Genomic DNA, 16,338 nt, shown 5'->3' on the forward strand with positions numbered 1-16,338 from the left:
AAGATCCTACAGGGAAAAGGTATAGGATCGCCGAATGTCACCGCCTCCGCCTTCGAAAGTCATCGCGGTCCACCTCAACTACCGCAGCCGCGCGGAGCAGCGCGGACGGGTGCCCGAGGAGCCGTCCTACTTCCTCAAGCCGCCGTCGTCGATCTCCGGTGACGGCGACCCGATCGTGCGCCCGCGCGGCACCGAGCTGCTCGTGTTCGAGGCCGAGATCGCGGTCGTGATCGGGCGCAGAGCGCGCAACGTGACGCCCGCCGAGGGCCTCGGCTGCATCGGCTGGTACGCGCCCGCCAACGACGTCGGCCTCTACGACATGCGCGCGGCCGACCGCGGCTCCAACCTGATGGCGAAGGGCCAGGACGGCTACACCCCGATCGGTCCGGTCGTGGCCGCCGAGGGCATCGACCCGGCGTCGCTGACGCTGCGCGCGCGCGTCAACGGCGAGGTCGTGCAGGAGGACTCCAGCGCCAACCTGCTGTTCGACTTCGGACTGCTCGTCGCCGACCTGTCGCGCTTCGTGACGCTGGAGCCCGGCGACGTGATCCTCACGGGCACCCCGGCCGGCTCGCGTCCCATGCAGCCCGGCGACGTCGTCGAGGTCGAGCTGGAGGGCCACTCGAAGGTCTCCAACCCGGTCGTCGAGTCCGACTCCCCGCTCGCGTCGTTCGGCGCGCAGCCGCGCGTCTCGGCGAAGACGCGCGCCGAGGCGATCGGCGCCGGCGCGCCGCGCGCGGTGACGCTGTCCGCGGACGCGATCGAGGCACTCAACACGGTCTCGACCGCGACGCTGACGGTCCAGCTCAGAAGACACGGGATCGCCAACACGTTCGTGCGCGGCCTGCGCCCGACACGCCCGGGCATGCGCATGCTCGGCTACGCGCACACGCTGCGCTACGTGCCGCTGCGCGAAGACGTCCTGAAGGCCGACAGAGCCGAGCTGAACGCGCAGAAGCGCGCGGTCGAGACGATCGGGCCCGGCGAGGTGCTGGTGATGGACGCGCGCGAGCAGCCGTTCGCGGGCACGATCGGCGACATCCTCGCCGCGCGCGTGCTCGCCCGCGGCGGCACCGGCATCGTCACCGACGGCGGCATGCGCGACAGCCCCGCCGTCGCGCAGCTGGAGATCCCGGCCTGGTACCAGCAGCCGCACGCGGCCACGCTCGGGCTGATCCACTATCCGCTCGAGGTCAACGTGCCGATCGCCTGCGGCGGGACGTTCGTCGTCCCGGGCGACGTGATGGTCGGTGACGCCGAGGGCGTCATCGTCCTCCCGGCCGCGCTGGCCGAGCGCGTCGCCCACGACGCGGTCGAGCAGGAGTCGCGCGAGAGCTTTGCGCTCGAGCGCGTGCAGGCGGGCGAGTCGATTCGCGGGATCTACCCGCTGAGCGACGCGCGCCGCGCCGACTACGAGGCCTGGAAGGCAGGACAATGAGCAGATTCGCAGCCAACCCCGACGCGGTCCGAGGCGCCATCACGCCGCTGATCACGCCGTTCACCGACGACGGCGCGCTCGACCTCGACAGCATCGAGCCGCTGATCGACTGGCAGCTGGAGCGCGGCACGCACGGCATCTCGGTCGGCGGCTCGACCGGCGAGCCGACGTCGCAGACCGTCGCCGAGCGGATCGAGGTGATGCGCGCGGCGGTGAAGGCGATCGACGGCCGCGTCCCGTTCCTGCCGGGCACCGGTACGGCGCTGATGGCCGAGACGCTGGAGCTGACGGCCGAGGCGCAGAAGCTCGGCGCCGCCGCCGCGCTGGTCGTGACGCCGTACTACGGCCGCGCCCAGCAGCAGGGTCTGTACGACTGGTACGCGCGCGTCGCACGCGAGTTCCCCGACATGCCGATCATCGTCTACAACGTGCCGATCCGCGCCGCCGTCGACATCGTGCCGAGCACGGTCGCGCGGCTGGCGAGAGAGTTCGACAACATCGTCGGGATCAAGGAGACGACGCGCGACTTCGAGCACGTCTCCTACGTGCTGGACCAGTGCGGCACGGACTTCATCGCGCTGTCCGGGATCGAGCTGCTCTGCTACCCGATGCTCTGCCTCGGCGGGGTCGGCCACCTCAGCTGCGTGGCGAACTTCTCCCCCGAGCCCGTCGCGCAGCTGTACGACGCGTTCGTCGCCGGCGACCACGCGCTCGCCCAGAAGCTGCACTACGACCTGCACCCGCTCGTCGACGCGGCCTTCGCGGAGACCAACCCGGTGCCGGCAAAGTGGGCGATGCACCAGCTCGGCATCCTCCCCTCGCCGTTCGCCCGCGAGCCGCTCGCCCCGCTCGCCGACGCGACGGTCACGAAGGTCCGCGCGCTGCTCGACAGCAGCCCGCACGTCGACCTCCCCGCCGCCGTCGCCTGACGGCGGCGATCCTTGCCCGCGCGCGGCGCCCGCAAGGGGCTCCGCTGCGCGGTGGCGCACGAGCCGGACTCAGTCCGGCTGGTGCTCGCCGCGCCAGGCGCGGAAGCTCTGGACCGTGTGCATCTTGTGCTCACGGGCGAGCGCCTCGATCTTCGAGGCGTCGGCGCCGTCCGCGATCAGGTCGATCAGCTCGCCGTGCTCGGCGACCGACGCCGAGCCGCGGTACGGGATCTGCACGAAGACCGTGCGACGGATCGCGTCGAGGCGCCGGGCGACGTCGCGCAGCATGTCGACGAGCGCCTCGTTGGGGCAGCGCGAGTTGATCAGCGCGTGGAACTCCTGGTTGAGTCTGCCGAAGCTGAGCGAGTCGAGCTGCTCCATCGCCGCGCGCATTCTGTCGTTGATGCGACGCAGCTCGGCGATGTCTCTCGCCGTCAGGTGCGGGGCGGAGAGCGCCGAGGCGAAGCCCTCCAGCACTGCCAGCACCGTCATCTCCTCGTCGAAGACGCCGGGCTCGGCCGGCGCCACCTGGGCGCCGGCGTTGGGCCGGTAGATGACCAGGCCCTCAGCCTCCAAGCGGCGGATCGCCTCCCGCACAGGCAGGGCGGAGACCGCGAACTCCTCGGCCAGCGCATCGATCACGACGCGGTAGCCGGGGCCGTACGCGCCGCTCAGGATCCGCTCGCGGATCGCCTGGTAGACGCGCTCCTGCTTCGTTACCGATGGGGTGCGGGCTGCTGACATGTGCGTTGATTATCCCCTCAAAACCGGATCGTCTGTGCCGATCAGACGCCGTCTGGCGCCGTCGCGGGGTCCCACAGCACCGGCAGCGTGATCGGTCCCCGAAACACCCACCCTCTCATGACCGGCGGATCGTCGAGGTCGAGGCGCAGGTTGGGCAGTCGTTCGAACAGCGCCGGCAGCGCCGCGCCGCCGATCATCTGACGCGCGAGCCAGACGCCGAGGCAGAAGTGGTGGCCGACGCCGAACGCGACGTTGCGCGCTCTCGGGCGCGTGATGTCGAACTCGTCGGGGCGCTCCCAATGCTGCTCGTCGCGGTTGGCGGAGCCGACGATCAGGCCCATCCGGGCGCCCGGCTCCAGCGTCGTGTCGCCGAACGTGACGCGCTGCGCCGTCTCGCGCGGGAACATCGCCAGCGGCGAGACCCAGCGCATCGCCTCTTCGTTGGCTCTCGCCCACATCGACGGGTCGTCGAGGCACAGCTGCAGCTGATCGCGGTGGGTCAGCAGACCCCACAGCACGATGCCGATGCCGTCGCGCGGCTCGTTGAGGCCGCCGCCGATGATCAGCTTCGTGTTGGCGCGCGTCTCCTCTTCGCTGAGTCTGTTGCCCTCGTCGTCGCCGTACAGCATGGCGCTGATCAGCGAACCGTCGCGTCTCTTCATGACGCGCTCGATCGCGACCGTCGTGGCGGCGTCGATCTCGGCGATCGCCGCGTCGACGCGCGCCCACACGACGGGGTCGTCGCCGTAGTTGGCGGTGCCGTCCATCAGCGCCTGCGACCACACCTGCAGCTGCTCGTCGGTCGCCTCCGGCACGCCCAGCACCCAGCCGAGCACGCGCGCGGAGAAGGGACCGGCGAAGTCGCTGAAGAGATCGCCGTGACCGCGCTCGGCGAATCTGTCGATGTACTGGTTCGCGATCTTCTTGAACTCGGGCAGCATGTTCTGCTCGACGGCCTTCGGCGTCAGCGGCACCTGCGTCGCACGACGCAGGCGCTTGTGCTCGTCGCCGTCGGTGCGCAGCATCGTGCGGCCCATCACGCGCGTCTGCAGCGAGTCTCTCTCACGCGCGGTGAAGGCCTCGCCGTTGCGCTCGATCGTGTCGATGTCGTCCCAGCTGGCGACCAGCCAGCGGTTGACCTCGGGGACCCACGTGACGCCCTGCTCGCGCAGCTTGCGGTACGCGGGGTAGGGGTTGTGGATCAGCTCGTCGAGCGTGATGTCGTCGGAGACCGGCCCGTGCCCGTAGGTCGTGGCCGGATCCGACAGCGTCAGCGTCTTGCTCATGTCGCCACCGGTGTCGAGTTCGCGGCGGCCGTCGCCGGCCACCACGCCTTGTGCGCCTCCGAGTGGTCCGAGCCGGCCGGCAGCGCGCCGACGGCGTCCTTCCAACGCGAGCTGACGAGCTGCGCGGTGGGGGCGTCGACGCCCAGCTCGGTCGCGAGGTCGGCGGCGATGCCGGCGTCCTTCGCCAGCAGCGCCAGCGCGAAGCCGGTCGCGTACGTGCCGGTCACGACGTGCTCGGTCAGCACGATCTCGCTGACGAAGCTGCGGCCCGTGGAGGTGTTGACGATCTGCACGATCGTCGCCGGGTCCAGGCCGAACTCGCGGCCGATCTCCAGCGCCTCGGCGCCGGCCGCGTAGGCGGCGGCGGCGAGGTAGTTGTTGAGCGCCTTGACGGCGTGGCCGGAGCCGAGCTCGCCGGTGCGGTAGATGCGCGCGCCCATCAGCCGCAGAATCGGCTGGACGCGGGCGATCGGCTCCTCTTCGCCGCCGACCATCAGCGTCAGCGAGCCGTCGGTCGCGCGCGGGACGCCGCCCGAGACGGGGGCGTCGACGAGTGCGATGCCGTCCGGCAGGCGCGTCGCCAGCTCGCGCGTGCCGAGCGGGCGGGAGCTGCTCATGTCGACGATCACGGCGCCACGGGGCAGCGCGGCGGCGATCCCGCCGTCGATCAGCGCAGAGGCGACGATTCTGTCGTCGGGCAGCATCGTGACGAGCACCTCGACGTCGCCGAACGACTCCGGGCCGCTCGCCGCGACGGCGTTGCCGTACTCGGCGGCGAAGCGGGCCGAGGTCTCGGCGTTTGCGTCGTGGACGACGAGCTCGAGCCCGCCGCCCGCGATGTTGGCCGCCATCGGCCAACCCATGTTGCCGAGGCCGACGAAGCCGACCTTGCGGGGATCGGCCATCACTTCGCGCCGAGTCTGTCGAGCACCGGCTCGGCGGTGCGGAACGCCTCCACCGACGCCGGCACGCCGCAGTAGATCGCGGCGTGCAGCAGGATCTCCTTGATCTCGTCCTTCGTGACGCCGTTGGAGATCGCGCCGGCGACGTGGACGCCCAGCTCATGCCCGCGGCCCTGAGCGACCAGCATCGCCATCGTCAGCATGCTCCGCGTTCTGTGGTCGAGCGCCTCGCGGCCCCACGTCGCGCCGAAGCAGTATCTGGTGACGAGCAGCTCGAGGTCGCGCTGGAAGTCACTTGCAGCGTCGACCTTCGCCTGGGCGCCACCGGGGCCCCACATCTGCTCGCGGATCTTGATGCCGGTGGCGTAAAGCTCGTCTTCCATCTCAACTCCTGAATGTTCAGTGTGAGACGGCCCAGACCCACCCCTAGAGGTGGATCGTGACCGTCTTCTCCTCGGTGTTCGCCTCGATGCCGGCGAAGCCCAACTCGCGGCCGACCCCGCTCGACTTCACGCCGCCCCACGGCACCCGCGGGTCGGGCGGGGCGCTGCCGTTGATCCAGACGCCGCCGGCCTTCAGTCTCGCGGCGACGCTGTGGGCGACGGAGATGTCGCGCGTCCAGACGTAGGCGGCGAGGCCGTAGCGGGTGCCGTTGGCCTGCGCGATTCCCTCGTCGATGCTGTCGAACGGCAGCACGAGGCCGACCGGTCCGAAGATCTCCTCCTGCGCGATCGAGGTCTCGTGTCCGCCGCCGGCGAAGACGGTCGGCTCGACGAAGTAGCCCGGTCTGTCGGGCCGGCTGCCGCCGGTGACCAGCTCGGCGCCCTCGGCGGTGCCCTTCGCGATGTAGCCGGTGACGCGCTCCAGCTGTCTGGCGCTGATCAGCGCGCCCATTCTCGTCTCGGGGTCGAACGGACCGCCGAGTCTGACGGCCTTCGCGGCCTCGGCGACGCCGGAGACGACGTCGTCGTACAGCTCGCGCGCGACGAGGATGCGCGTGCCCGCGGCGCAGATCTGACCCTGGTTGGCGAGGAAGCCCATCGCCAGGCCCGGGACGACCGCGGCGAGGTCGGCGTCGCCGAGCACGAGCTGCGGTGACTTGCCGCCCAGCTCCAGTGTCACGGGACGGAACTCCTGCGCCGCCGCGACGGCGATCTTACGGCCGGTCTCGGGGCTGCCGGTGAAGCTCAGCTTGTCGATGCCCTTGTGGTCGACGAGCGCCGCGCCGGCGGTGTGGCCGAGGCCGGTGACGACGTTGACGGTTCCGGCCGGGAAGCCGGCCTCCTCGATCAGCGCGGCGAGGTGCAGCGTCGACAGCGACGCGTCCTCGGCGGGCTTCAGCACGACCGCGTTGCCGGCGGCGAGCGCGGGCGCGAGCTTCCACGAGGCGATCAGCGTCGGCGCGTTCCAGGCCGTGATCGCGCCGATCACGCCGAGCGGCTCGCGCACGGTGTACGCCTGGCGCGGCTGGCCGAAGAACGGCTGCAGCTCGATCCAGCGGCCCTCGATCTTGTCGGCCCAGCCGCCGAAGTGGCGGAAGACGTCGACGACGTTGGGAAGGTCGACCATTCTCGGCTCGAACGCGGGGCGCCCGACGTCGAGCCCCTCGAGCGTCGCGAGCACGTCGATGTCGCGCTCGATCAGGTCGGCGAGCCGGTACAGCAGCAGCCCGCGGTCGGCACCGGACAGCTGCGACCAGGCGCCGCCGTCGATCTGCGCGCGCGCGGCTCTGACGGCCAGGTCGACGTCGGCGGCCGATGCGGCCGCGACCTGCGCCAACTGCTCTTCGGTCGCCGGTGCGACGACGTCGAAGGTCGCGCCGTCAAGCGCGTCGCGCCACTCTCCGTCGATGAACAGCTGCGTGGGTACACGCGGCACTTCGACGCCCGCGACCACGGCTCCGACTGCGATCCCGCTCACGCTGCTCTCCTCGTTCGCTCGTCTATAGCGATCATATAGCAAAACCTATCCGATTACTCGGTCTGTGTCCGCGCTCGCGCGCCCGGACCAGTTGGCAGCCAGGTGGCGCGCCGTGCGGCGCGCGAGCGCCTGCACCGTCAGCGTCGGGTTGTGCCCGCCCGCCGTCGGGAAGACCGAAGCGCCGAGCACGCCGAGGTTCGGCACCTCGTGCGCGAAGCCGTGGCGGTCGACGACCGACGTCGCCGGGTCGTCGCCCATCCGCGTGCCGCCGTAGCAGTGGCGCGGCTCGATCGGCAGATGCGGCGTCGTCCACGTCTGCTCGGCGCCGGCGGCGCCCAGCCAGGCGTGCAGCCGCTCCAGCATGAAGGCGGCGCCGCGCCGCTCGTTCTCGCCGGGCCGGAACGTCACCCGCACGACCGGGTCGCCATGGGCGTCGCGCACGTTCGGATCGAGGTCGAGCACGTTGTGCTCGTACGGCAGCGTGTCGAATTGGGCGCCGACGACGCCGATCGACTGCGCGTTGCGCGCGAACCACTGCTTCCAGCCGCTGCCCCAGCGCGGCACGCCGGGCGGCAGCGGAGCGCGCGCCAGCCCGATCGGCTTCAGCTCATGCGAGGCGGTGCAGAGGCCGCCGCCGATGAAGCCCTCGCCGGCGTGGTCGAAGTGGTCGGCGTCGAAGTCGTCGACGCACGTCGCCTGCGCCCACAGGCCGCTGAAGAGGTTGAGCCGCTTGTCCGGGAAGAGCCCGTAGGCGAACGGCGTCACGTGCGCGATGTAGTGGCGCCCGACCTGGCCGGCGTTGTTCGCGAGCCCGTTCGGGAACGCCGGCGAGGCGGACTTCAGCAGCAGGCGCGTGTTCTCGTAGGTGAACGTGCCGACCAGCACCACGCGCGCGCTCAGCACCCGCTCGACGCCGTCGCGGATCCAGCGCACGCCGCTGGCGCGTCCGTCGGGGCCGACCTCGATCCGCGTCACGCGCGCATCGGTCTCGACGCGCAGCCGGCCGGTCGCAAGCGCCCGCGGGATCACGTTCTGGTCGGTCGATCCCTTCGCGTTCACGTGGCAGCCGTTGGAGGTGCAGAAGCCGCAGTAGGTGCAGGCGGCGCGGCCCTCGTGCGGGACGGAGTTGATCGCGGCGGGCGCCGGATACGGATGCCAGCCGAGCTCGCGCGCGGCGCCGTCCATCAGCTCGGTCCAGCCGCTGCGGCGCAACGGCGGCAGCGGGTAGCCGCTGCGGCGCGGGCCCTCGAACGCGCGCCCGCCCTCGCCGGCCTGGCCGGCGACGCCGATCGTCTGCTCGACCCACTCGTAGTCGGGCTCCAGCTCGTCGTAGCTCAGCGGCCAGTCGGCGAGCGTCGAGTCCGACGGGATCGCGTCGGCGCCGTAGCGCTCCTCGGTCGCGCTGCGGCCGCGGAAGGTCCACGGCGCGAAGCGGGCGCTGAGGCCGGGGTAGTGAACCGTCGAGCCGCCGACCGCGTTGACCATCAGCATCGGCCACGGCGACGGGCCCGCCGGCTCGTCGGCGTGCGAGCGCCAGGTCGGCACCTCGCCGTGCGCCTTCGGCGCGGCGAGCCACTCGCGCACGTCGTTGCGGATCTCGTCGGAGCGCATCTCGGAGGCGGCGCGCTCGGGCCCCGCCTCCAGCGCGACGACGTCGAGCCCCGCCTGCGTCAGCTCCAGCGCCGCGATCCCGTTGGCGCCGCCGAGGCCGACGAGCACGACGTCGGTCATGTCCCTGCGGCGCGCAGCCGTGGCAGCGGGGCGGGCTCGGCGCCGCGCGAGTCGGGGGCGCGCGCGGCGCCGAGCCGGTCGTCGGAGCGCGCGCCGATGCGCTGGTCCTGCGCGCTCCAGGTCAATCTCGGTCCGTCGTAGCCGATCAGCCGCCAGCCGGCCGCGTCGGCGTTGCCGCCCCAGGCGGGATCGCCGAGCAGCCCTTCCAGCAGATGCGTCCAGAGCGTCATGAAGAAGATCGGCTCGTCCTGCTCGACCGCCGCCAGCAGGACGTCCTGCCGATCGCCGGACAGCTCGCAGAAGCCGCGCCCCTCGTGCTCGGCGCGGGCGCGCGCATCGAGCGCGTCGAGACCCGCGCGGTACGCCGGCGCGTGCTGCCCCAGTGCTTCGGACAGCCCGCGCCGGATGTAGCGCGTCGCCTGCGCGTCGAGCGCGCCCGCACCGTGCTCGTCGCGCGGGACGAGCCGGTCGGCGGCCGCATCCAGCACGGCCGCCTGCGCGGTGCTGAGCGGCTCCTGCATCACACCGGCGGCTTGTCCGGGACGTCGGTGTACGTCAGCCGCTGAGCGAAGCGCCAACGGCCGTCCTCGCGCACCAGCGTGTCGGCGTAGTGCCCGTAGAATCTGAGCACCGGTGTGTCGTCCGCACCCCGCACGATCAGCGCCCACGTCGTTCTCGCCGTGGCGCCGTCGCCGTCGAGCACGATCTGCGGATCGGCGATCAGATGGAAGTGCGTCTCGCCCGGCGCCTCGACGCGCGGCGTGATCCGCTCCTCCAGCATGCCCTTGATCCCGGCGGGCGTCGCGGCCCGGCCCGACGCGCCGGCCCACTCGCCGTCGCGCGCGAACAGCGCCGAGTAGGCGTCGAAGTCGCGCACGTCGAGGTGGCGGGCGTAGTCCTTCACGAGGTCGCGGATCTCCTCGAGATCCTCCAACCGCTGCAGGCGCTCTTCGATCGAGCGGCTCATCGGTGGGAGGGCAGCCAGCCCGCTCTGACGTTGGTGCGCACGCTGTAGAGCGTGTCGGAGGCGTTCAGGAACAGCGTCTTGAGGTCGTCGCCGCCCCACACGAGGTTGCCGACGATCTCTCTGACTCTGTAGATCCCCAGCAGCTCGCCGGCCGGCGAGATCACCCACACGCCGTAGGGGCCCGTGCACCACACGTTGCCGTGCTCGTCGCACTTCATCCCGTCGGCGGTGCCCTCTCTCGTCTCTCTGCGATCGATCCCGCTGTGGATCAGCCTGGCCGGCCCGAGGGTGCGATCGGGCCGCACCTCGAACGCCTTCAGCTCGCCGGCCGGCGAGTCGTTGACGTAGAGGATCGACTCGTCGGGCGAGAAGCAGAGGCCGTTGGGCTGCTGGAACTCCGTCTTCTCGACGACGAGCGTCAGGTCGCTGCCGTCTCTCTCCATCCGGTAGACGCCCTGGAAGTCGAGGTCGCACTCGCGACCCAGCCCGAACGGCCCGTCCCAGCGGCCGTAGTTGGGGTCGGTGAACCAGATGCTGCCATCTGACTTGACGACGATGTCGTTGGGGCTGTTGAGGTACTTGCCCTCGTACTGGAAGGCGACGACCTCGTGCCCGCCGTCGGGCTTGAAGCGCGTCACGCAGCTGGTGACCTGCTCGCAGACCAGCAGCGAGCCGTCCTCCTCGAAGACGGTCCCGTTGCCCTTGAAGTTCGGGCTGATCACTCTCTCGAGCCCGTCCTTCTCGGTCCAGCGCCAGCGCACGTCGCGCGGGATGTCGCTGAAGATCAGCTCGTTGCGCTTCGCGCTCCAAGCTGCGCCTTCGGTGAACCAGAACCCGTCCGCCAGCTTCTCCAGCGGCGTGTCGGGGTCGATCAGCGCGTCGAGCGCGCCGGAGGGTGCAGATGACGTCATGGTGGGTGGGGCCTCCCGATCAGACGCGGTCGCGCAGCGCGCGGTCGCGTCCATACACCGTCACCGCGATCAGGATGATCGCGCCGTAGAGGATCTGCTGGTCGGCGGCCGATGCGCCGTGACCGATCAGCACGGTCGTCAGGACCGTCAGGAAGAGCGCGCCGAGGACGGTGCGAGCGTAGTCGCCCGGGCCGCCGAAGACGGTGCCGCCGACGATCACGGCGGCGACGCTCTGGAACAGGTACGGGTTGCCGAGCGTCGCGTCGACGGAGCCGGCGAAGCCGGCCAGCAGGACGCCGACGAGGACCGCCGCCATCGCGCTGAAGGCGAACGCCATCGTCCACACGCGGCGCGTGCGCACGAGCGAGAACTCGGCCGCGCGCGAGTTGGCGCCGGTCGCCATCAGGCGGCGGCCGCCGACCGTGCGGTGCAGGAAGATCGTCATCGCGATCGCGACGGCGGCCCACAGCACGACCAGCGGCGGGATGCCGATGCCGAACGTCTTGGCGGCGGGCGAGGTCAGTCTCGACAGCCACTCCGGCGCGCCGCCGGCGAGCGTGCCGCCGGTCTGCACCTGCACGACGCCGACGGCGATCGCTCCGGTCGCCAACGTCACGATCAGCGGCTGGATGTTGAAGCGGTGGCAGATCTGCCCGGCCATCGAGCCGATCAGACCGGCCGCGACGAGCGCGCCTATCAGGGCGACGGCGAACGAGATGTGGTACTTCGCCGTCAGCGACGTGACGACGAGCGCGCCGCCGACGATGAAGCCGGAGACGGACATGTCGAAGCCGCCCATCAGGATCAGCATCGTCTGTCCGCAGGCCGCGAGGCCGGCGAGCGAGGCGAGCACGAGGATCGAGCGGATGCTCGACGCGCTCGCGAGCCCGTCGAGCGTCATCGCGCCGTAGACGAACACGATGACCAGGGCGATCGCCTGCATGATCGGGTAGCGGCGCTGCAGGTGCAGCGCGTTCTGGAGCACGCTGCCCTCTCTCTGGGCCGCGACGACCGGGGGCGCGGTCTCGACCGTGCTCATGATCCCTCCTTCTGGGCTCTCGTCAGCGCAGCGCCGAAGACGACGGCGATCAGGAGCATCACGCCGTACATGACCTGCAGCCATGTGGTGTTGATCTGCAGCGCGTTGAGCAGGCTCTGCAGCAGGTAGATGCACGCGGCGCCGACCAGCGAGCCGAGCACGCCGCCGCGACCACCTGCCAGCGACGTGCCGCCGAGCGCGACGGCCGCGACCGCGACGAGCGTGTAGGAGGCGGCCGTGCCGGCGTCGGCCGAGCTGACGACCGCCGTCAGGGCGAAGCCGCCGACCGCGGCGAAGAGGCCGCCGAGGGCGTAGGCGCCGATGCGCACGGCGCCGACGTTGACGCCGCTGGAGAAGGCCGTCGCGTCGTTGGAGCCGACGGCGTAGAGGATCCGCTTGTAGGGCACGAAGCCCATCGCGCCCCAGATCGCCAGCGGCAGCAGGATCGTGAAGAGCGCGCCCGGTATCGGCCCGATCGAGCCGCCGAAGTCGCTGACCCAGTTGCCCGACAGCGTGACGGGCGTCGGCGTCGTCTTGAGGTCGATGCCGATGAAGATGAAGTACGTCGACAGCGTCACGACCATCGGCGGGACGCGCAGGAAGACGATGATCGCGCCGTTGATCGCGCCGCAGGCGGCGCCGATCAGCAGCAGGATCGGGATCGCGACGTAGCTGCCGAGGCCGGCCGGCACGAGCCAGCTGACGAACAGGATGCTGATGAACGTCATCAGCGGCGAGATCGTCAGGTCGAAGCCGCCGCGGCCACTGACGATCGACGGCGTGCTCGCCATCGCGGCGATCGCCAGCGGGGCGAACGTCGCGAGCTGCTCGGTCCAGCCGAAGTGATCCTGCGTCAGCAGGTTGGCGACCAGCAGGATGAGCGCCAGGATGAGCGCAAAGCCGAAGCTGTACTGGCGCAGGATTCTGCGCACGTTGGGCCCCAAGCGGGCCCCTCTAACCGGCACTGCGATCGCCATCAGCGTCGCCCTCCTCTCCGAAGAAGCTCGCGAGCATCGCCGAACGCGTCAGCGACGCGCGGTCGAGTTCCTTGAACAGCTCGTGCTCACGGAAGATCAGCACGCGGTCCATCAACTCGATGTGCTCGTCGAGCTCGGTCGACAGCATCACGACCGCGAGGCCTTCGCTCGCGAGTCTCGTCAGCAGTTGGTACAGGTCGCGCTTGGCGTTGACGTCGATGCCGCGCGTCGGGTCGTTCAGCAGCAGGACCTTCGGGTTCGACGCCAGCCAGCGGGCGATGATGACCTTCTGCTGGTTGCCGCCCGACAGCGTCGTGATCGCGTCGTCGGGGTCGCCGAGCACGATGTTGAGCTGCTCTCTGTAGCTCTCCAGCCGCTTGCGCGAGGCGCTCGTGCTGAGGAAGCCGTTGCGTCTGTCCTTCGCCATCGTCGGCATCGCGAAGTTCTCGCGAATCGACATCCAGCTGAAGAGCGAGTCGAGGCGGCGCTCGCGCGGGACGTACGCGATGTCCTGCTGGGCTGCGCCGGCGGGCGACCTGACGACCGTCTCGCCGTTGTCGCCGTGACGCACGACCTCGCCGCCGCTGTTGGAGTGCATCCCCCACAGCGCCTCGAGGAACTGCGTCTGGCCATGCCCCTCCAGGCCTGCGACGCCGACCAGCTCGCCGGCGCGCAGTCTGAGGTCGAACGGTCTGCTGCTGCCCTTCAGCTGCAGTCCGCGCGCCTCCAGCACGACGTCGCCGGTGCGCTCGGCGATCGAGGCGGCGTCGTGACGCGCGCCCTCGGTCATCTGGTCCGAGCCGGTCATCATCTGCACGAGCACTCTCGAGTTCCACTCGCCGCGGGCGAGCGTCCCGACGGTCGTGCCCGACCGCATCACCGTGATTCTGTCGCCGATCTGGTCGATCTCGTCCATCCGGTGCGTGATCAGCACGACGCCGACGCCCTCTCTGGAGAGCCGCTGGACGATCGCGAAGAGGCGGTCGCGCGTCTCGATGTCGAGCGCGGACGTCGCCTCGTCGAGGATCAGGATCCGCGGTCTGCGCAGCAGCGCGCGGACGATGCCGATCGACTGCCGGTCGCTCAGGGAGAGGTCCTCGACGGGGGTGTCGAGGCCCGGTGGGCGATCCAGCAGCTCGGCCAGCGCGGCTCTTGCGCGGTCGCGCTTCTCCTGCTTGGGCACGCGCGAGCGCAGCGGCGAGTCGACGCCGAGCCAGACGTTGTCGAGCACGGAGCTGGCCTCGGCCACGAGCACTTCCTGGAAGACCGTGACGATGCCGCTCTGCTGCGCCGCACGCGGGGTGCGCAGGTCGGGGCCGGTCACGCCGCCGAGCACGATCGTGCCGGCGTCGGGCGCGTGCACGCCACTGAGGATCTTCACGAGCGTGCTCTTGCCCGAGCCGTTCTCACCGACGAGCGCGTGGACCTCGCCGGCCTTCAGCTCGAACCCGCACGCGCGCAGCGCCTGCGTCGGGCCGAATGCCTTCGCCATGTCCGCTACCTGCAGCAGCACCGGCTCGTTCGCATCTCTCGCGATCGGCGCCGCCGTGACGTCAGCGGCGCTCATGCGCCTCGTTCCCTTCGCACAGCTCTGCTCTCCTCGTTCGGCATGCCAGCGCAGCGGTGTTCGTTGTAGCCACTCTCGCCGACCGGACCTTACACGATCCTATAGCATTTGCACGAATGATCTAGGGCCGCCCGTGTACGCGGCCGTCGTGCCCTTCAGTTCAGGTGTCTGAGGTGGTGCGCGCTTCGATCGCGGCGCAGTCCCAGCTGTTGAACGTGATCCGGTCGAAGAATCTCGGCAGCACGATCTCGTTGTTCTCCAACCGCTGCGTCAGCTTCTCCCGCCACGCCGCCATCTCGCCCTCGTACTCGTAGATCGCGAGGTGCTGCGTCGTCACGTCCTCACCGGCCCTTCTGACCGGCGTGGTCGAGTAGCGCCGCGCGGCCCGGAAGCCCGGAGTCTCGATGTTCTCGCGGACATGCGTGTGGTACCAGCGGTCGTACTCCTCCGCTGACACATCCGCTGGCTTCTCACTGAAGACGAGGTACAGGCGTTCGGACATCGAGTGACTCCTCGGATCTCTTCTACGTAAATCGAGGGGGCGCGGACCGAATGGTCCGCGCCCCCTCCCTGCAGCGATTCGTTATCTGGTCGGCTCGACGTTGCCGGGTCTGACGAAGACCTTGTCGAGGTACGCATCCGGCGCGTACTCCTGCGTGGTGCCCGTCGGGTCGTCGACCGTGTTCAGCGTGGCGCCGGGCGGCGCGTATCTGTCCACGTTGTCCGCCGTCACCAGGGCCGGGTTGAGCGGGATGTCGGTGACCTTCAGGCCCTTGCCGTCGAGGATGCGCATCAGGACGCGCCACGCGGCGTCGGCCTGCTGGACGCCGTTGTAGGCGCTGCCGGCCGTCTCGTAGCCGTCTCTGACGTGATCCTTGAACCAGGACAGCTCGCCCGCCTGGGCGCCGACCATCGTGACCGGCGGAACCTCGCGGCCAGCCTGCTCGAAGGCCTGGATGATGCCCTGCGCCATGATGCCGTTCTGCAGCACCGCGTCGATTCTCTGCGGGTGGCTGGCGAGGTACTGGAGCGTCGCCGTCTTGGCCGTCGCGTTGTTCCAGTTGCCGTTGATCTCGCCGATCACCTTGACGTCGGGGCAGGCTCTGATCGAGGCCATGATCTGGTTGTAGCCAGCGGTCTCGGCCGGGACGCCCGGGATGCCGCGGACGACCAGCACGTTGCCCTTGCCTCTGAGGATGTCCAGCGTCTTGGCCGTACCCGCCGCGATGTTCGGCGAGTTGACGACGACGGCGTATCTCGAGGGGTTGGTGTTGCCCATCACGACCGTCGGCACGCCCTGCTCGCCGGCCTTCGTGATCGCCGGGGCGATCGCGTCGCCAGCCAGCGGAAGCATCAGGACGCCGTCGACGCCGTCGCGGACCATCGACTGGTAGCCGGCGATCTGCTGGGCCGGGGTCTCCGTCGCCTGATCCGGGTTGATCGCCTTCTGCAGCGAGCCCGTGACGATGCCCTGCGCCTTGGCCTCGTTGAAGAGGACCTCGATCTGTCTGTACAGATTGACGTTGAACGCGCTGTTGGCTGCGAGCGCGACGAGGCCGATCTTGTACGGCTGCGGCTTGCCTCTGAACGTCTCCCACGGCGATCTGCGGACCGGGCCGGGGTAGCCGTTGAACTTGTCCTGAACCTCTCTGTCGAGGCTCGTGAGTATGCCGTCGGGATCCGGCGGGGCCTGCAGCGGCACCTGGCCGCACTCGTTGCCGTTGGCGACCGTGTCGCCGGACGCGGCCGCGCCGCTGTCGTCGCTGGACGTGGTCGAACCAGCCGCCGCCGTCGTCTCCGACGACGAGCCGCTGTCGCCGGAGGTCCCGGAGGACCCGCACGCGCTCAGCACGACAACCATCAGCACGCTGGCAAGCACGGCCAACAGGCCGCCCAACCGATGCTTCGAATGCCTCATGCCCATCTC

16 protein-coding genes are annotated in these 16,338 nt (G+C 70.4%); 2 read left to right on the forward strand and 14 right to left on the reverse strand.

Annotated elements, in window-relative coordinates; all coding sequences use genetic code 11:
* Positions 1 to 34 precede the first annotated feature (34 nt).
* Together Q7L65_RS12110 and dapA are read left to right on the forward strand one after the other, a co-directional pair.
* Positions 35 to 1,438: a fumarylacetoacetate hydrolase family protein gene (locus Q7L65_RS12110; protein WP_304721474.1), complete on the forward strand. Its 1,404-nt coding sequence runs from the start codon at positions 35 to 37 to the stop codon at positions 1,436 to 1,438.
* Complete coding sequence (gene dapA, locus Q7L65_RS12115) at positions 1,435 to 2,367, forward strand: 4-hydroxy-tetrahydrodipicolinate synthase (RefSeq protein ID WP_304721476.1); 933 nt, start codon at positions 1,435 to 1,437, stop codon at positions 2,365 to 2,367. The genes Q7L65_RS12110 and dapA overlap by 4 nt, the downstream gene beginning before the upstream one ends.
* Positions 2,368 to 2,436: 69 nt before the next feature.
* Here dapA and Q7L65_RS12120 read toward each other — a convergent pair whose 3' ends face one another.
* The 14 genes from Q7L65_RS12120 to Q7L65_RS12185 all read right to left on the reverse strand — a co-directional run bounded on the left by Q7L65_RS12120 (position 2,437) and on the right by Q7L65_RS12185 (position 16,329).
* Entirely contained in the window at positions 2,437 to 3,111 is a 675-nt protein-coding gene (locus tag Q7L65_RS12120) for a GntR family transcriptional regulator (RefSeq protein ID WP_304721478.1), read from the reverse strand.
* Between the two features lie 41 nt (positions 3,112 to 3,152).
* Positions 3,153 to 4,397, reverse strand: a complete 1,245-nt coding sequence (locus Q7L65_RS12125) for a cytochrome P450 (protein WP_304721479.1) — start codon at positions 4,395 to 4,397, stop codon at positions 3,153 to 3,155.
* The gene (locus tag Q7L65_RS12130; RefSeq protein WP_304721480.1) at positions 4,394 to 5,302 is read right to left on the reverse strand and encodes an NAD(P)-dependent oxidoreductase; all 909 of its coding nucleotides are present in this window, start codon (positions 5,300 to 5,302) and stop codon (positions 4,394 to 4,396) included. Before Q7L65_RS12130 ends, Q7L65_RS12125 begins: the two co-directional genes overlap by 4 nt.
* Positions 5,302 to 5,682 carry a carboxymuconolactone decarboxylase family protein gene (locus Q7L65_RS12135; protein ID WP_304721483.1) on the reverse strand — a complete coding sequence of 127 codons (381 nt, stop codon included), beginning with the start codon at positions 5,680 to 5,682 and terminating at the stop codon, positions 5,302 to 5,304. The genes Q7L65_RS12130 and Q7L65_RS12135 overlap by 1 nt, the downstream gene beginning before the upstream one ends.
* 43 nt (positions 5,683 to 5,725) lie before the next feature.
* A complete protein-coding gene (locus tag Q7L65_RS12140; RefSeq protein ID WP_304721485.1) occupies positions 5,726 to 7,219 on the reverse strand; it encodes an aldehyde dehydrogenase family protein in 1,494 nt (497 codons plus the stop codon).
* A gap of 45 nt (positions 7,220 to 7,264) precedes the next feature.
* Positions 7,265 to 8,950, reverse strand: a complete 1,686-nt coding sequence (locus tag Q7L65_RS12145) for a GMC family oxidoreductase (RefSeq protein WP_304721487.1) — start codon at positions 8,948 to 8,950, stop codon at positions 7,265 to 7,267.
* Positions 8,947 to 9,471, reverse strand: coding sequence for a gluconate 2-dehydrogenase subunit 3 family protein (locus tag Q7L65_RS12150; RefSeq protein ID WP_304721489.1), 525 nt, complete (start codon positions 9,469 to 9,471; stop codon positions 8,947 to 8,949). Before Q7L65_RS12150 ends, Q7L65_RS12145 begins: the two co-directional genes overlap by 4 nt.
* Positions 9,471 to 9,917: a nuclear transport factor 2 family protein gene (locus Q7L65_RS12155; protein WP_304721491.1), complete on the reverse strand. Its 447-nt coding sequence runs from the start codon at positions 9,915 to 9,917 to the stop codon at positions 9,471 to 9,473. Before Q7L65_RS12155 ends, Q7L65_RS12150 begins: the two co-directional genes overlap by 1 nt.
* On the reverse strand, positions 9,914 to 10,828 hold the full coding sequence (locus tag Q7L65_RS12160; protein ID WP_304721493.1) for an SMP-30/gluconolactonase/LRE family protein: 915 nt from the start codon (positions 10,826 to 10,828) through the stop codon (positions 9,914 to 9,916). Before Q7L65_RS12160 ends, Q7L65_RS12155 begins: the two co-directional genes overlap by 4 nt.
* A 19-nt stretch (positions 10,829 to 10,847) precedes the next feature.
* Positions 10,848 to 11,867, reverse strand: coding sequence for an ABC transporter permease (locus tag Q7L65_RS12165; protein WP_304721494.1), 1,020 nt, complete (start codon positions 11,865 to 11,867; stop codon positions 10,848 to 10,850).
* Positions 11,864 to 12,844, reverse strand: a complete 981-nt coding sequence (locus Q7L65_RS12170) for an ABC transporter permease (protein WP_304721497.1) — start codon at positions 12,842 to 12,844, stop codon at positions 11,864 to 11,866. The genes Q7L65_RS12165 and Q7L65_RS12170 overlap by 4 nt, the downstream gene beginning before the upstream one ends.
* Complete coding sequence (locus Q7L65_RS12175) at positions 12,822 to 14,411, reverse strand: sugar ABC transporter ATP-binding protein (RefSeq protein WP_304721499.1); 1,590 nt, start codon at positions 14,409 to 14,411, stop codon at positions 12,822 to 12,824. Before Q7L65_RS12175 ends, Q7L65_RS12170 begins: the two co-directional genes overlap by 23 nt.
* Positions 14,412 to 14,571: 160 nt before the next feature.
* The gene (locus Q7L65_RS12180; RefSeq protein ID WP_304721501.1) at positions 14,572 to 14,913 is read right to left on the reverse strand and encodes a hypothetical protein; all 342 of its coding nucleotides are present in this window, start codon (positions 14,911 to 14,913) and stop codon (positions 14,572 to 14,574) included.
* An 81-nt stretch (positions 14,914 to 14,994) separates the two neighbouring features.
* The gene (locus Q7L65_RS12185; RefSeq protein ID WP_304721503.1) at positions 14,995 to 16,329 is read right to left on the reverse strand and encodes a substrate-binding domain-containing protein; all 1,335 of its coding nucleotides are present in this window, start codon (positions 16,327 to 16,329) and stop codon (positions 14,995 to 14,997) included.
* Between the last annotated feature and the right edge of the window lie 9 nt (positions 16,330 to 16,338).

Origin of the sequence: Conexibacter sp. CPCC 206217 (assembly GCF_030646165.1) — a bacterium.
In the GTDB taxonomy this organism is placed as follows: domain Bacteria; phylum Actinomycetota; class Thermoleophilia; order Solirubrobacterales; family Solirubrobacteraceae; genus Conexibacter.

Coding starts and splice junctions, on each gene's coding strand:
- Q7L65_RS12110 (WP_304721474.1), top strand. CDS start 35: ATGTCACCGCCTCCGCCTTCGAAAGTCATCGCGGTCCACCTCAACTAC.
- Q7L65_RS12165 (WP_304721494.1), bottom strand. CDS start 11,867: ATGAGCACGGTCGAGACCGCGCCCCCGGTCGTCGCGGCCCAGAGAGAG.
- dapA (WP_304721476.1), top strand. CDS start 1,435: ATGAGCAGATTCGCAGCCAACCCCGACGCGGTCCGAGGCGCCATCACG.
- Q7L65_RS12145 (WP_304721487.1), bottom strand. CDS start 8,950: ATGACCGACGTCGTGCTCGTCGGCCTCGGCGGCGCCAACGGGATCGCG.
- Q7L65_RS12150 (WP_304721489.1), bottom strand. CDS start 9,471: ATGCAGGAGCCGCTCAGCACCGCGCAGGCGGCCGTGCTGGATGCGGCC.
- Q7L65_RS12170 (WP_304721497.1), bottom strand. CDS start 12,844: ATGGCGATCGCAGTGCCGGTTAGAGGGGCCCGCTTGGGGCCCAACGTG.
- Q7L65_RS12185 (WP_304721503.1), bottom strand. CDS start 16,329: ATGAGGCATTCGAAGCATCGGTTGGGCGGCCTGTTGGCCGTGCTTGCC.
- Q7L65_RS12120 (WP_304721478.1), bottom strand. CDS start 3,111: ATGTCAGCAGCCCGCACCCCATCGGTAACGAAGCAGGAGCGCGTCTAC.
- Q7L65_RS12155 (WP_304721491.1), bottom strand. CDS start 9,917: ATGAGCCGCTCGATCGAAGAGCGCCTGCAGCGGTTGGAGGATCTCGAG.
- Q7L65_RS12175 (WP_304721499.1), bottom strand. CDS start 14,411: ATGAGCGCCGCTGACGTCACGGCGGCGCCGATCGCGAGAGATGCGAAC.
- Q7L65_RS12135 (WP_304721483.1), bottom strand. CDS start 5,682: ATGGAAGACGAGCTTTACGCCACCGGCATCAAGATCCGCGAGCAGATG.
- Q7L65_RS12160 (WP_304721493.1), bottom strand. CDS start 10,828: ATGACGTCATCTGCACCCTCCGGCGCGCTCGACGCGCTGATCGACCCC.
- Q7L65_RS12180 (WP_304721501.1), bottom strand. CDS start 14,913: ATGTCCGAACGCCTGTACCTCGTCTTCAGTGAGAAGCCAGCGGATGTG.
- Q7L65_RS12130 (WP_304721480.1), bottom strand. CDS start 5,302: ATGGCCGATCCCCGCAAGGTCGGCTTCGTCGGCCTCGGCAACATGGGT.
- Q7L65_RS12125 (WP_304721479.1), bottom strand. CDS start 4,397: ATGAGCAAGACGCTGACGCTGTCGGATCCGGCCACGACCTACGGGCAC.